At 74.1% G+C, this 14,388-nt stretch carries 13 protein-coding genes; 8 read left to right on the top strand and 5 right to left on the bottom strand.

The features are described from left to right. Position 1: 1 nt before the first annotated feature. Positions 2-1,429 (bottom strand): glutamate decarboxylase, encoded by a 1,428-nt coding sequence (locus tag ACIWVC_RS02040; protein WP_396447345.1) that lies wholly within the window; start codon positions 1,427-1,429, stop codon positions 2-4. A gap of 91 nt (positions 1,430-1,520) precedes the next feature. Next, complete coding sequence (locus ACIWVC_RS02035; RefSeq protein ID WP_396447346.1) at positions 1,521-2,192, bottom strand: TetR family transcriptional regulator; 672 nt, start codon at positions 2,190-2,192, stop codon at positions 1,521-1,523. A 153-nt stretch (positions 2,193-2,345) separates the two neighbouring features. Here ACIWVC_RS02035 and ACIWVC_RS02030 point away from each other — a divergent pair, with 153 nt between their 5' ends. Continuing rightward, positions 2,346-3,965 carry an MFS transporter gene (locus ACIWVC_RS02030; RefSeq protein WP_396447347.1) on the top strand — a complete coding sequence of 540 codons (1,620 nt, stop codon included), beginning with the start codon at positions 2,346-2,348 and terminating at the stop codon, positions 3,963-3,965. A 26-nt stretch (positions 3,966-3,991) separates the two neighbouring features. Beyond that, positions 3,992-4,648 (top strand): rhomboid-like protein, encoded by a 657-nt coding sequence (locus tag ACIWVC_RS02025; protein ID WP_396447348.1) that lies wholly within the window; start codon positions 3,992-3,994, stop codon positions 4,646-4,648. Positions 4,649-4,654: 6 nt separating this feature from the next. Here ACIWVC_RS02025 and ACIWVC_RS02020 read toward each other — a convergent pair whose 3' ends face one another. After that, positions 4,655-5,896 carry a hypothetical protein gene (locus ACIWVC_RS02020; RefSeq protein ID WP_396447349.1) on the bottom strand — a complete coding sequence of 414 codons (1,242 nt, stop codon included), beginning with the start codon at positions 5,894-5,896 and terminating at the stop codon, positions 4,655-4,657. A 269-nt stretch (positions 5,897-6,165) separates the two neighbouring features. Here ACIWVC_RS02020 and egtA point away from each other — a divergent pair, with 269 nt between their 5' ends. The 4 genes from egtA to egtD are packed head-to-tail and all read left to right on the top strand — an operon-like array spanning position 6,166 to position 10,438. Next, the gene (gene egtA / locus ACIWVC_RS02015; RefSeq protein WP_396447350.1) at positions 6,166-7,377 is read left to right on the top strand and encodes an ergothioneine biosynthesis glutamate--cysteine ligase EgtA; all 1,212 of its coding nucleotides are present in this window, start codon (positions 6,166-6,168) and stop codon (positions 7,375-7,377) included. Continuing rightward, complete coding sequence (egtB, locus tag ACIWVC_RS02010) at positions 7,368-8,723, top strand: ergothioneine biosynthesis protein EgtB (RefSeq protein WP_396447351.1); 1,356 nt, start codon at positions 7,368-7,370, stop codon at positions 8,721-8,723. Before egtA ends, egtB begins: the two co-directional genes overlap by 10 nt. Continuing rightward, entirely contained in the window at positions 8,724-9,458 is a 735-nt protein-coding gene (gene egtC, locus ACIWVC_RS02005) for an ergothioneine biosynthesis protein EgtC (RefSeq protein WP_396447352.1), read from the top strand. A 26-nt stretch (positions 9,459-9,484) separates the two neighbouring features. Then, positions 9,485-10,438: an L-histidine N(alpha)-methyltransferase gene (gene egtD, locus ACIWVC_RS02000; RefSeq protein WP_396447353.1), complete on the top strand. Its 954-nt coding sequence runs from the start codon at positions 9,485-9,487 to the stop codon at positions 10,436-10,438. Positions 10,439-10,441: 3 nt separating this feature from the next. Here the strand turns inward: egtD and ACIWVC_RS01995 are convergent, their stop codons facing one another. After that, complete coding sequence (locus tag ACIWVC_RS01995) at positions 10,442-11,221, bottom strand: SGNH/GDSL hydrolase family protein (protein ID WP_396447354.1); 780 nt, start codon at positions 11,219-11,221, stop codon at positions 10,442-10,444. 150 nt (positions 11,222-11,371) lie between these two features. On the opposite strand from ACIWVC_RS01995, the gene ACIWVC_RS01990 reads away from it, so the two are divergent. Beyond that, complete coding sequence (locus ACIWVC_RS01990) at positions 11,372-12,610, top strand: hypothetical protein (protein WP_396453737.1); 1,239 nt, start codon at positions 11,372-11,374, stop codon at positions 12,608-12,610. A gap of 85 nt (positions 12,611-12,695) precedes the next feature. Here ACIWVC_RS01990 and ACIWVC_RS01985 read toward each other — a convergent pair whose 3' ends face one another. Further along, positions 12,696-13,220, bottom strand: a complete 525-nt coding sequence (locus ACIWVC_RS01985; RefSeq protein ID WP_396447356.1) for a cysteine dioxygenase — start codon at positions 13,218-13,220, stop codon at positions 12,696-12,698. Between the two features lie 159 nt (positions 13,221-13,379). Here ACIWVC_RS01985 and ACIWVC_RS01980 point away from each other — a divergent pair, with 159 nt between their 5' ends. Then, a complete protein-coding gene (locus tag ACIWVC_RS01980) occupies positions 13,380-14,387 on the top strand; it encodes a LacI family DNA-binding transcriptional regulator (protein ID WP_396447358.1) in 1,008 nt (335 codons plus the stop codon). Position 14,388 lies beyond the last annotated feature (1 nt).

Here is a 14,388-nt window from a genome sequence, read left to right as displayed (position 1 = left end):
GTCAGCGCCCGCCCGGCCGGGTCCTCTTCGGCTCGGCGCCGTGGGCGAAGCCGGTCGCCTCGTCCGGGCTCCGCCGGGGTCCGCGCTGGGCCTCCAGCCGGCGCAGGACGCGGCGCAGGTCGTCCAGGAACAGGTCGGCGAGGTCGTGCCCGAAGCCGTTGCGCACCACCACGCGCAGGACGGCGAGGTCGGTGCGGTTCTCCGGGAAGGTGTAGGCGGGGACGAGCCACCCCGACTCGCGCAGCGCGGCCGACACGTCGAACACCGTGAACGCGCGGACGTCCTCGCGCACCCGGAACGCGAACGCGGGGATGCCGGAGCCGCCGGTGAGCGGGTCGAACGGGCCGAGCCGCCCGATCTCGGCGGCCAGCCGGGTCGCGACGTCCCGGCACGTCCGCTGGACGCGGCGGTACCCGTCGAAGCCGAGCCGCAGGAAGTTGTAGTACTGGGCGACGACCTGCGCGCCGGGGCGGGAGAAGTTCAGCGCGAACGTCGGCATGTCCCCGCCGAGGTAGTTGACGCGGAAGACGAGGTCGTCCGGCAGGGCGTCCTCGTCCCGCCAGAGCGCCCAGCCCACGCCCGGCATGACCAGCCCGTACTTGTGGCCGGACGTGTTGATGGACGCGACCCGCGGCAGCCGGAAGTCCCAGGCCAGGTCCGGGTCGAGGAACGGCGCCACCATCGCGCCGGACGCGCCGTCCACGTGGACCGGCACGTCCAGGCCGGTGCGCTCCTCCAGGTCGTCGAGCGCGGCCGCGATCTCGGCGACGGGTTCGTAGCTCCCGTCGAACGTGGACCCGAGGACGGCGACGACGCCGATGGTGTTCTCGTCGCACAGCTCGACGGCCTCCCGCGCGCCGAGGTGGTAGCGCTCGCCCTCCATCGGCACGTAGCGGGGCTCGACCTCGAAGTAGTTCGCGAACTTCTCCCAGCAGATCTGCACGTTGACGCCCATGACGAGGTTGGGCCGGTCCGCCGGCCTCCCCGCGGCCCGCCGCCGCGCCCGCCAGCGGCGCTTCAGCGCGAGGCCGCCGAGCATCGCCGCCTCGCTGGACCCGGTCGTCGAGCAGCCCACCGCGCGGCGCGGGTCCGGGGCGTGCCAGAGCCGGGCGAGCATGTGCACGCAGCGCGCCTCCAGCTCGGCGGTGCGCGGGTACTCGTCCTTGTCGATCATGTTCTTGTCGGCGCACTCGGCCATCAGCCGCGCCGCCTCCGGCTCCGCCCACGTCGACACGAACGTCGCGAGGTTCAGCCGGGCGTTGCCGTCCAGCATCAGCTCGTCGTGGACGATCTGGTACGCGGTGCCGGGGTCGAGCTCGCCGGCGGGCAGCGCGTACCGGGGGATCGTCAGCGGCTCCCGGCTGAAGATCGGGTTGATCTCCAGGTCGCGGCCGCCCTCCCGGTCGGCGCGGGGGTGCTTCAGTGCCATGCCGCGGCCCTACCCCCGCCGCCCCGCGCCACACCGGGCGCCGCGGGTCCCGCGGGAGGCGCCGCTCAGGCGGCCTTCGCGGCGGGCCCGCTCACTCCGCCGGCCGCACGGGCTCGTTCAGGCCCTTCTCCAGCAGGGCGAACGCCTGGTCGACCGCCTCGGAGAGCGAGCCGAACGTGCCGCCCATGCGGTCGGCGGCGTCGGCGGCGGCCTGGAAGCCGCAGTGGGCCGCGGCGGCGACGACGTGCGGGCGCAGGTCGGCGTCGGGGTCGAGGCCCATCCGCCGCGCGACGACCTCGGTCAGCAGCGCCTGCTTGCGCTGCGCGTGCTCCAGGCTGCCCGCCAGCAGGGTGGGGCTGTCCTTCACCATGGACAGCATGCACTGGAAGCGGCCGGGGTCGAAGCCGAGCTCGCCCGCCTCGCAGGCGCGGGCGATCTCCACCACGGTGCGGCGCAGCGCGGTCATGATCGGCTCGTCTGGCGGCCGGGCGGCCAGCATCTCCGTCACGGCCCGGACCTGCTCCTCCTGGAAGGTGAGGGCGACGTCCTCCTTCGAGGCGAAGTAGCGGAAGAACGTGCGGGACGAGACGTCCACGGCGTCGGCGATCTCCTCGACGGTGGTCGCGTCGAACCCCTTCTCGGCGAAGAGGGTGAACGCGGCGTCGATGAGCGCCTCACGGGTGCGCTGCTTCTTGCGTTCGCGCCTGCCCGGGGGCTGGGGTCCGGGACCGGACGTGCCGGTCTCGGGGGCGGTCGCGGTCATGGGCGCAGTGTAACCACCGGGTGAACGCGCGCCAAGTGGCAGCGGATGAATTCCGTCATAAGCTGAATTCTGTCTCCGGATGATCTCAGGCAGTTGACGACAAGTGTCATCACATGACACTTTGAAGCCCTGCCGATCCGGAGGTTCGAAAACATGAGTCATTCGCAGGGCGCCGACATCCTCGAGCCCGGCGCCGTCAACGTCCCGCCGCGCGGCAAGGCGCGCGGGCGGCCGTCGAGACCGGGCCACGGCCATCCCTGGCTCACCCTCGTCGCCGTCGCGCTCGGCGTGATGATGGTCGGCCTGGACGCGACCGTCGTGTCCATCGCCAACCCCGCGATCGCCGCGGACCTCGGCGCGAGCCTGTCCGGCCTGCAGTGGGTGACCAACGCCTACCTGCTGGCGCTGGCCGTCACGCTGATCCCCGCCGGGAAGATCGCCGACCGGTTCGGGCGCAAGCGCACGTTCCTCGCCGGCGTGCTCGGGTTCGCCGTGTCGTCGCTGCTCATCGGGCTGTCCGGCGGGCTCGGCATGGTGATCTTCTGGCGCGTGCTGCAGGGCTTCGCGGGCGCGCTGCTGCAGCCCGCCAGCCTCGCCATCCTGCGCAACACCTTCCCCGCCGAGCGGCTGAACGCCGCGATCGGCATCTGGGGCTCCACGGTCGGCATCTCGATCGCGGGCGGGCCGATCGTCGCCGGGCTGCTGGTCGAGAACGTCAACTGGGAGTCGGTGTTCTTCCTCAACGCCCCGCTCGGCGTGGTCGCGCTGCTGGTCGGCCTGTGGGTGATCCGCGAGTCGCGCGACGAGGAGGGCGCCGGCTCGTTCGACCTGCCCGGCGTCGCGCTGCTCACCGGCGCGCTGTTCGCCCTGGTCTGGGGCCTCATCAAGGCCGGCGAGGACGGGTTCGGGGACGCCGTCCCGCTGGTGTCGTTCGCCGTGTCCGCCGTGCTGTTCGCCGCATTCGTATGGAACGAGCTGCGGGTCGAGCGCCCGCTGCTGCCGCTCGGGCTGTTCCGCTCGGTGTCGCTGTCGGCGGCGACCGGGCTCATCGTCCTCGGCTTCTTCGCGATGTTCGGGACGATCTTCTTCATCACCCTCTACCTGCAGCAGGTCCACGGGATGAGCCCGGTGGACGCCGGCGTCCGGATGCTGCCGATGACCGGCGTGTTCATCGTCGCGTCCCCGATCGCGGGCGCGCTGACCAGCCGGTTCGGCCCGCGCCCGCCGCTCGTCCTCGGGATGGTGTTCACCGCGGTCGCCATGTTCGGCCTGTCCCGCATCGGGGTGGAGGCCCCCTACGTGCAGCTCTGGCCGTGGTTCGTGCTGGTCGGCCTGGCGTTCGGGATGATCATCGTCGCCGGGACGGAGGCCATCGTGGGCAACGCGCCCGCGCACCTCGCGGGCGTCGCGGGCGGCCTGCAGCAGACCGCCTCGCAGGTCGGCGGCGTCCTCGGCACCTCGGTGCTCGGCGTGCTGCTGTCCACCAAGGTCGGCGACGTGCTGTTCGGGCGGCTGACCGACGCGGGGGTCCCGGCGCCGGCGGCGCATCGGCTCGAAGGCGCGGGCGGGCTCGTGTCGCAGGGCGTCGCGCCCGTCCCGCCCGGCACGCCGGACCCGGCCGCGGACGCCATCACCACCGGAAGCCACCTCGCGTTCATGGACGGCTTCCAGGAGTCCCTCACCGTCGCGGCGGCGGTCGCGCTCGCCGCGGTCCTCGCGGCCCTGCTCGTGCGGCGCGGCAACACCCCGGTGGACGGAGCCGCGGCCGCCTGACCGGGCCGGGTTAGGCTGCCGGTGTGATGGGCGCGTTCGCGAAGCGGTACGCGATGCCGCTGACGTTCCTGGGGCTGTTCGCGGTCGTGTGGCTGGTGCAGGTCCTCGTGCTGCCGCCGGGCGCCCGGCACGCCCTGATCGCCTGGGCCAGCACGAACCTGTCCAACCTCGCGGTCAACCCCGTCGGGACGATGGTCGCGTCGGCGTTCGTCGCCGAAGGGGCGCAGGGCGTGCTGCTGGTCGCGGCGGCGGTCGGGCTGTTCCCGCTCGCCCGGCGGTTCGGGAACCTGCGGGCGGTCGTGCTCGTCGCCGCCTCGCACGTCCTCGGCACCCTCGTCAGCCAGGGCATCGCGCTCGTGCGGCTGGAGGCCGGCCTCCTGTCGGACTCCATCCGCACGATCCCCGACGTCGGCCCGTCCTACGTGCTGTGCGCGGCGCTCGTCGCGGCGTTCCTGTACGGGCGCGGGCGGGTGCGCCGACTGCTCGCGCTCGCCGGCCTGTGCGCGCTCGCGCCCGTGCTGCTGGACGGCCTGCTCGCGCTGCAGATCGCCGCCGTCGGGCACCTGACCGCGATGCTCGCCGGCGCGCTGATCGGCGGGCTGCTCCTGCTGCTGGAGCGCCGCCGCGGCGGCGTGCCCGCGGCCCCGGAGATCGCCCCGCCGGAACCGGCCGCGGAGACCTGACCCCGGTCAGCCCTGCCCCGGCTCCGGGGCCGGGTTCGAGGTGGGGCTGGGGCTCGGCGTCCCGGAGTCCTCCACCGGCGGGGACGACGGGGTGTCCGTCGGCGGCGCGGTGGGCGACGCCGAACCGTCGTCCGGCGGCGTCGCGGGGTCGGACGGCGACGCCGTCGCCGGGGGAGCGGTCGGCGACTCGTCCGGCGGAGCGGTCGGCTCCTGCGGCCGCGTCGGCGTGTCCGTCGCGGGCTTCTTCTCCGGCGACGGGGTGCCCGGCGCGGTGGACGCGGGCGGGGCGGGCCGCGCCGGGGAGCCGCCCGCCGGCTGCGGCGGGTCGTCGAAGGCGCTGCCGACCGGGTTCTCGGACGCGGTCGGCGAGCCGCCCGCCCGCTCGGAGCCGGTGAGGCCGGGCAGCGGGTTCCGCGGCACGCCGGTGGTCTTCGCGGACGCCGGGTGCGTCTGGCCCTCGCTCGCCGACGGGACCATCGAGGCGCTGCCGCCGCCCTTGGCCGCCGGCCAGGTGGCGAGCAGGCCGATGACCGCGGCCGCCGACGCGGCGACGCCCGCGGCGGCGCCGAGGCCCTTGGACAGGCCGCCCGAGACGCCGCGCTTCGGGCGCTCGCGCCGCTCGGAGCCGATCACCACGAGCGGGCTCGGCGCGATGACGCTGGGCAGCTCCCGGGTGGCCTCCTGCGCGCAGGCGGCGAGCACGCGGTCGCGCAGCCAGCCGGGCGCGTGCGCGGGCGCGCGGCGGGCCAGCAGCTGCGGCAGCCGGCCCTTCTCGAACGCGGCGATCACCTCGGGCTGCGGCCCGGCCGTGCCGCGCATGAGGATGTCGATGACGGCACGCTCCAGCCGCGTCCGCGCGGCGGCGACCAGCTGCGCGACCGTGTCGGGCGCGATGCCGAGGACCCGGGCGATGTCGTGGGGTTCGAGCCATTCGCCCGCCCACAGCAGCAGGACCTCGCGGTGGTCGGAGCGCAGCGCGGCGGCGGCGCGCAGCATCGGGTCGGCGCCCGTGAACAGCGTCCCGCCGCGGGCGGCGAGCTCCCCGGTGAAGGCGCCCCGCTCGGCGCAGGCCGTCCGGGAGAGCGAGTACAGCCACAGCACGCTTTCGCCGCGCGGCGGCTGGTGCACCGCCGCGGTGAACGTGTCGCCGACGGCCGCCGCCGCGAGCTGGTCGCCGACGAGCGACCAGCAGTACGCGTACAGGCGGTCGGCGTGCGCGTCGTAGAGCGAGCCCAGGTCCCCGCGCATGTGCCCTCCGCTCCCGTCCGGCTCGTCCGCCTCACTGCTCGGCTGACAAATCGTGCATATCGCTGATCAACCGGACTCTAGCGCCTCGGGTCCGCGGCTGAGAAGTCCGAGGTCGGACGGCCCGTCGAATAGCACGGAAGGTAGTCGGGACATCTGCGAACGGTGATGTTCGCGGAGATTCGGCGAAGTTCCTGAAAATCGGCGGATTCCTGATGCGGTTCAGCAGGGAAGGATTCGAACTCGCTGTCGATTTACGCGAGGAGTCAACGGTGACCCGTCTGACGGTTGATGGTGTCTACCAGCACATTCGCGGTGTCTGCTTCAAGACCGGCCCGCCCGGGACGGTGGGCGCGGAGACCGAATGGTTCGTGGTCGACACCGCCGACAGCGCCGCGCACGTCCCCGCCGGGCGGGTGCGCGCGCTGGTCGAGTCCGCCGGCCCGCCGGCCGGCGGCAGCAAGATCACCTATGAGCCGGGCGGGCAGCTGGAGCTCAGCTCCGCGCCGTTCCGCGGGCTCGGCGCGCTGCACGCCGCGCTCGGCCGGGACATCGCGCACGTCCGCGCGGTGCTCGGCGCGGACGGGCTCGCGCTCGCCGGGCACGGGGTCGACCCGGTCCGCGGCCCCCGGTTCCAGGCCGACCACCCCCGCTACGCGTGCATGCGCGACTACTTCCGCGCCGGCGGCTTCCCGGACGCGGGCCTCGCGATGATGTGCTCGACCGCGTCCGTCCAGGTGAACCTGGACATCGGCGCCGACGACCCGGACGCGTCCCGCCGCTGGCGGCTGGCGCACGCGCTCGGGCCGGTGCTGGTCGCCGCGTTCGCCAACTCGCCGCTGCGGGCCGGCCGCCGCACCGGGTCGCGCTCGTCCCGCCAGGCGATCTGGACCGAGCTGGACCCGTGCCGCACGCTGCCGGTCCTGCGACCGGGCGCGGACGGCGACCCGGCGGAGGCGTGGACGCGGTACGCGCTCGACGCCAAGGTCATGCTCGTCCAGACGGCGGAGGGCGAGTGGGTGTCCGACCCGGGCATGTCGTTCCTGGAATGGCTCGACAAGGGCGAGCCCGGCGAGGACGACCTCGCCTACCACCTGTCCACGCTGTTCCCGCCGGTGCGGCCGCGCGGCTGGCTGGAGCTGCGGATGATCGACGCGCCGCCGGGCCGGTACTGGCCGGTCCCCGTCGCCGTCGCGACCGCGCTGCTGGACGACCCGGCCGCGTCCCGGGCCGCCGAGGCGGCCGCCGAACCGGTCGCCGGCCGGTGGGCCGAGGCCGCCCGCGACGGGCTGTCCGACGCGCCGCTCGCCGCCGCCGCGCTGGCCTGCTTCACCGCCGCGCTCGACGCGCTGCCGCGGCTCGCCGGGGCCGGGCTCGTCCCGCTGGTCGAGGAGTACGTCCACCGGTACGTCGAGCGGGGCCGCAGCCCGGCCGACGATCCCCCGTCTCCGATTCCCTCCCAGGAGGACCCGACATGGCCCTGACGAACTCCCCGGGCCCGCTCGACGTGCACGACGAGGACGCGCTGAAGGAGCTGATCGCCGGCGAGCTGGGCGCGGTGCGCGACCGCAGCCTCGGCCTCACCACCGACGTCCTCGCCGAGAACGACCTCACCACCCAGGTGTCGCCGCTGATGTCGCCGCTCGTGTGGGACCTCGCCCACGTCGGCAACTACGAGGAGCTGTGGCTGCTGCGCGCGGCGGCGGGCCAGGAGGCGATGCGCCCGGAGATAGACGGCCTGTACGACGCGTTCGAGCATCCGCGCTCCGAGCGGCCGTCGCTGCCGCTGCTGCCGCCGGACGAGGCCCGCTCCTACATCGGGACGGTCCGCGCCAAGGTGCTCGACGCGCTGGCGTCGGCGCGGTTCGACACGGCGGATCCGCTGACCTCGGGCGGGTTCGTGTACGGGATGGTCGTGCAGCACGAGCACATGCACGACGAGACCATGCTCGCCACGCATCAGCTGCGGAAGGGCGCCCCCGCTCTGCTCGACCCGGTGGCCGAGCCCATGCAGAAGCCCGCCGGGGCACTCGGGGCCGACGAGGTGCTGATCGAGGCGGGTCCGTTCCAGATGGGCACATCGGACGACCCATGGGCGTACGACAACGAGCGTCCTGTGCATCTCGTCGACCTGCCCGCGTACTACATCGACGTGGAGCCGGTGTCCAACGCCGCCTACCTCGCCTTCATGGAGGCCGGCGGCTACGACGACCCTCGTTGGTGGGACCCAGCCGGGTGGGAGTGGCGCACCCGCACGGGCAAGCGCGCCCCCGCCTTCTGGACTCGGGAAGGGGACCAATGGGTACGGCGCCGCTTCGGACGGACCGAACCCGTCCCGCCCCGCGAACCCGTCCAGCACGTGTGCTGGTACGAAGCCGACGCCTACGCGCGGTGGGCCGGCAAGCGGCTGCCGACCGAGGCCGAATGGGAGAAGGCCGCCCGCTGGGATCCGGACGCGCAGCGCTCAAGGCGCTACCCGTGGGGCGAGGTGTACGAGGAGGGCCGCGCCAATCTCGGGCAGCGCATGCTGCGTCCCTCCGAGGCCGGCTCCTACCCGTCGGGTGCGTCCGCCTACGGGGTCAGGCGCCTTCTGGGGGACGTGTGGGAGTGGACGTCGTCCGACTTCCGCGGCTACCCCGGCTTCCGCTCGTTCCCGTACCGGGAGTACTCGGAGGTCTTCTTCGGCCCCGACTACAAGGTGCTGAGGGGCGGTTCGTGGGCGACGCACCCGCTCGCCATCCGCGGATCGTTCCGCAACTGGGACTACCCCATCCGCAGGCAGATCTTCTCCGGGTTCCGCTGCGCGCGGTCGGCGGGGGAGGAGCGCTGAATGTGCCGCCACCTCGGCTACCTGGGGCCTGAGCAGACCCTTCACTCGCTCATCTACGACGGCGAGCACTCGCTGGAGACCCAGGCGTACGCGCCCCGCATGACGCAGGGCAACCTGCTGAACGCGGACGGGTTCGGCGTCGGCTGGTACCACGGCGGCGAGCCCGTGCGGTTCCGCCGCGCCCAGCCGATCTGGACCGACCAGTCGTTCCGCGAGGTCGCCGGAGCCGTCCGCGCCTCCTGCGCGGTCGCGGCGATCCGGTCGGCGACGCCCGGGTTCCCCGTGGACGAGTCGTGCGCCCAGCCGTTCCGCGCCGGCCGCCGGCTGTTCAGCCACAACGGCAGGATCGAGGGCTACGCCGGCATCGAGGCCAAGCTCCGCGAACTCGCCGGGGACATCGCGGAGACGCCGGACGCCCGCGCGCCCGTCGACTCGGCGCCGCTGTTCGCGCTCGCCGCCCGGTACTGGCGGGACGGCCTGCCGCTCGGCGACGGCCTCGCCGCCGCCGTCGCCGCGGTCACCGCGCTCGCCCCCGGCCGCTACAACCTGCTCGCCTCCGACGGCGCGTCGCTGGCCGCCACCACCTGGGGGGACTCCCTGTTCGTCCGGGAGGACGCCGGCGCCGTCCGGATCGCGTCCGAGCCGCTCGACGACGCCCCGGGCTGGCGGCGCGTACCCGACCGCTCCCTCGTCACCGCCGGGCCCGGCCCCGGCGTCCGCATCGATCCCCTGTGACGACCGAAACCGCTGAGGAGAACCACGTGGACCGGTTCCTGACCGCCGACGACCTCGCCAAGACGCTCCGCCGGGACGTCCGGGAGGGGCTCGCCGGCACCCCGAAGACCCTGCCGCCCAAGTGGTTCTACGATGAGCGCGGCAGCGCGCTCTTCGAGAAGATCACCAAGCTGGAGGAGTACTACCCGACCCGGCGCGAGCGGGAGATCCTCGCCGCGCACGCGCCGGACGTCGCCGCGGCCACCGGCGCGCGGACGCTCCTGGAACTGGGCGCCGGGTCGGGGGAGAAGACCCGCCTGCTGCTCGACGCCCTCTCCGGCACCCTCCGCACGTACGTGCCGGTGGACGTGAGCGGCGACTTCCTCGACGAGGCCGCCGCCGGGATCGCCGCCGACCACCCGGGCCTCGCCGTGCGCGCCGTCGTCGCCGACTACGAGCAGCACCTGCCGCTCCTGCCCGGCGGCGAGCGGCGGCTCGTCGCCTTCCTCGGCGGGACGATCGGCAACATGCCGCCCGCCGAGCGGATCGGCTTCCTCGGCGGCGTCCGCGCCACGATGGACGACGGCGGCTTCCTCCTGCTCGGCGCCGACCTGGTCAAGGACGCGGGGCGCCTCGTCCGCGCCTACGACGACGCGGCGGGGATCACCGCCGAGTTCAACCGCAACGTCCTGTACGTCATCAACCGCGAGCTGGGCGCCGACTTCGACCCGGACGCGTTCGAGCACGTCGCCGTCTGGAACGAGGCGGAGGAGTGGATCGAGATGCGGCTGCGGTCCGTCCGCGACCAGGACGTCCGCGTCGGCGGGCTCGACCTGGAGGTGTCGTTCGCGGCGGGGGAGGAGATGCGCACCGAGATCTCCGCCAAGTTCCGCCGGGACCGCCTCGGCGCCGAGCTCGCCGCCGCCGGCATGGAGATCGCCGAGTTCTGGACCGACCGGGCCGGGGACTTCTCCCTGACCCTCGCCCGGCCCGCCGGCTGACGCTCAGCCCTTCCGGGCCGGGTGGGCGAGGCCCAGCCGCTTCACGTCCGCGGCCAGGCGGGTCGCCACGTACCGGTGGCCCGCCGGGTTCGGATGGGTGCGGTCCTTCTTGATGAGCCGCGCCGCGTTGCCGGTGCCCGTCAGCCGGTCACCGGTGATCCACTGCTCGCCGATCGGGTCGACGAACGGGATGGCGAGCCGACCGGCGAGATTCTTCAGCGCGTCTCGCACGGCGATCGCCCCGGGAACCGGGGCGCCCGTTCCCCACAGCGGCCCGAGCAGCACGATGTGGGTGCCGGGCCAGCGCTGCCGGACGCGTTCCAGCAGCAGGTGCGCCGCCGCCGCGACCTGCGGCGCCGGGTACCGCCAGTCGTTGTGGCCGCCGGACACGATCAGCATGTCGGGCGCGGGCCGCCAGCCGAGCTGGCTCTCGAACAGCCGGAGGAACGGCTCCCTCCCGCGGCCCTGCGCGACGAACCCGGTGCCCGCGCGCCCGCCGATGACGACCTGCCAGCCGAGCAGCCGCGCCGTCGCGGCCGCGTACGTCGTCTCCGGCTGGACGCCCCGGTCGCCGACGGTGTAGCTGTCGCCGAGGAACATCACCACGGACGGCGCCTTGCGGGACCCGCCGTCCCCGCCCGCGCCGCTCCCCGGGCCGTCCGCCGCGGCCGGCTTGTGCACCGAGCCCGCGAGCACGGAGCAGCCGGTGGCCGTGAGGACCGCCACCAGGCTCAGGCACAGCACCAGAGTCGCCGCGCCGCGTCGGGCGCGGCAAGATCTCATGGAAGACCACCCAAACGTTCCAGGGGATGCACCCCGCATCTTACTGATCCGCCGCCCGTGACGGGGGCGCGACGCGTTTTACGTCCCGCGCCCGTTCGCGCCGCCGGAGCCGCTGCGGGCGCGGGGCGCGAACCGCTATTTTTGGCGATCATGGTCAACGGTGCGGTCCTGGTCTCGACACTGCTGAGCCTCGTGGCCGCACCGCGGGCGGCGCGGCGCGCGCCCGGACCGGGTGCGGGCCGCCGGGCGCGTCGCTGGGCACGCCCGGAGACGTTCCTGGCGCTGATCGTCGGCCTCGTGTACGTGAACCAGGTGCTCTTCACCGTGTACATACTGCGCGTCCACGGCGGGGACACGTCCTTCATCGCGAAGTACCTGCCGGAGGGGTATTTCGCGCTGGCGGACGGCCGGGCCATGCGCGACCTGGCCGGGCACTTCCCGATGCCCGGACTGCTCGCGCCGTCCCTCCTGCGGGTGCAGGCCTTCTTTGAACTGCCGTTCGGCCTGCTCGCCTACGTGACGGTCCTCCGCTGGCTGGATCGCGGCCTGTACCGGCGCCTGGCGACCTCATGGCTGGTGTGGGCGGCGTCGTTCTCCTACACGTTCGTCTTCTGCGCGGTCGAGTGGGACCTGCGCAACCCCTACACGGTGGACGACATCGTGATCCGGGCCTGCTCCGCCGTGCTCACTCCTCTGCTCCTCCAGTGGCTGGCCAGGCAGGAGGACGACGGCCCCGTGCGCGCCTCGTTCGCGCAGATGCTCCTCTTCGCCGTGTCCGTGTGGGCGCTGGGGCACCTCGTCCTGTTCGTCTACGACACCGCCCTGCTCTACAACCTGGGCCATGCCGGCGGACGCCTGCCGGGCGCGGTCGTGGCCCTGTGCGCTCTCGTGGGCGCGCGCGCCGCCTCGTCCCGCCTGCCGGACGGCGAAGCAGGCGCCGCGCTCACGTCGGTCGTCAGCGGCTTGAGATGGGCGCTGCTCCTGTTCTTCGTCCCGGCGCTGGCCGTCCGCTACGGGGTCAACTTCGGCATCCCGCTCCTCGCGGCGGCGGCGGCCTTCGCCGTCCTTCTCGGCGCCGCCGCGTGCGCCCTCCGCGAGGCGCTCTTCGGCCTCGGGCGGGCCCGCCTCGCCCTGTGGGCCGCCCAGGCCCTCCTCGCCCTGCTCGCCGGAGGCGCGGCGGGTTACGCGGCACTCCGCCTGCTGACGGACGAGTACTACGAAGCGGGCCTCCTGCGGGGCCTGAGCGTCTGCTTCGCCGTCATCATCGCCGTATGCGCCGTGAGCGACCACTGGCTGGCCCGCCGCTCCGGGACCGCCGCGCAGGCATCACGGTGTGACGCTCCGGGGAGCGGGGGCGCTGAAGGGAGTGTGGGCGTCCGGCCGGTGTGAGCGGGCTCCGGCCGGACCCGTCCCTCTGCCGGGCCCGGATCCCCCCGGCCGGGCCCGGCAGAGGGCTCAAGCCCGGAACGCCCCGTCAGGCCGGGTCCCCCGGCGGCCGCAGCTCGTCGGTGTAGCTGACCGGCATGCGGCGCATCACTCCCGACTCGTCGACGGAGTACTGGCCGAGGCGCCACAGCGGCGGCGAGTAGGCGTGGATCGACACGCTCGCGTCCTCCACCCCGGTGAGCCGGTGGATGTGGTCGGGGCCGAAGCAGAACGACTCGCCCTCCTTGACCACGGTGCGCACGGGGTCGCCGCCCATGCGCGGGTTGCTCTCCTCGATCGCGCCGGCGACGACGCGGACGGCGCCCGACGAGATGTCGTGGTCGTGCCATCCGGTGTCGTTGTCCGGCGTCCAGCAGAGCAGCCATACGTCGACGTGCTCGTCCCGGTGGAGGGAGGCGTAGTGGCGGCGGCCCTCGGGGAACGCGACGTGCGGGCGCCACAGCCCGGGGCGGTCGGCGAGGTCGTCGACCAGCTCCCGCAGCTCGCGCTTGTCGAGGGTGCGGCCGGGCAGGCCGGGCAGTTCCGCGGTGCGGGGCAGGACCTCGGAGGACACGGGTTCGCTCCTTTCCGTTCTGTCGTCGGGTGCGGCGGAAAACCGCTGTACGCGGTTACTGAACCGCATCAGTTAATCGCTTCAGTGAACCGCTTCAGTAGCCGGACCGTCAAGTGCGCGTCCATTGCTCTGTCGGCGGCGGCATCTAGGGTTGGGGGGATGTCGGACAAGCGCAAGCGCGCGACCATCCGGGAAGTGGCGCAGGCGACCGGGCTGTCGCCTGCGGCCGTGTCGTACGCGCTGCGCGGCATCCAGACCTCGGAGGAGACGCAGGAGCGGGTGCGCGCGGCGGCGCAGGAGCTCGGCTACGAGGCCCACCCGATCGCGCGCGCCCTGGCCAGCGGCCGCACCGACCAGGTCGGTCTGCTGTGCGGCTCCCTGGAGGACTACTGGCAGCAGTCCCTCGCGGTCGGCATCGGCCGCGCGCTGCTCGCCCGCGACCGCTACGCCCTCATCGTGGACGCGGGCGGCGACCCCGAGCGGGAGCTCGCCCTCGCCCGCCGGCTCCGCGACCAGCGGGTCGACGGCCTGATCGTCCAGCCGCTCGACCCGTCCGCCTCGTTCTGGTCGGAGCTGGCCGGCACGATCCCGGTCGTGTCCATCGGCGACGCGCTGCACGGGGGCCAGGCCCAGGGCGAGGTCGTGTTCGACAACCGGCGCGGCGTCACGCTGGCGCTGGAGCACCTGCGCGGCCTCGGGCACCGGCGCGTCACCGTGTTCACGCCGACGCGCGCGAGCACCCCCGACCGCCCCGCCGACGTCCACGTCAACGCCGAGGCCGAGCGGCTCGGCCTGCGGGTGGACGTGGTCGTCGTGCCGCAGGCCCTCGGCGAGGCCACCGACGTCGCGCTGCGGGTGCTCGGCGGCCCCGACCGGCCGTCCGCCGTCTTCTGCTTCGCCGACTCCATCGCCTACGGGGTCTACGCCGCCACGCGCGAGCTCGGCCTCGCGGTGCCCGGCGACGTCGCGGTCTGCGGGTACGACAACCATCCGATGTCGGCGCTGCTCACCCCGCCGCTCACCACCGTCGACTGGGACATCGACGGCATCGTCCACAGCGCCGTCCGGCTCGTCGTGGACGTCATCGACGGGAAGCCGCGCAAGCGCCGCGTGGTGCGCGAGCCGTCGCTCCGCGTGCGCGCGTCCACGGGCGGGCGGCCGGAGTAGG

It is taken from the genome of Actinomadura sp., assembly GCF_044508335.1.
GTDB lineage: Bacteria > Actinomycetota > Actinomycetes > Streptosporangiales > Streptosporangiaceae > Spirillospora.
This window is presented reverse-complemented; position numbering and strand designations above follow the sequence as displayed.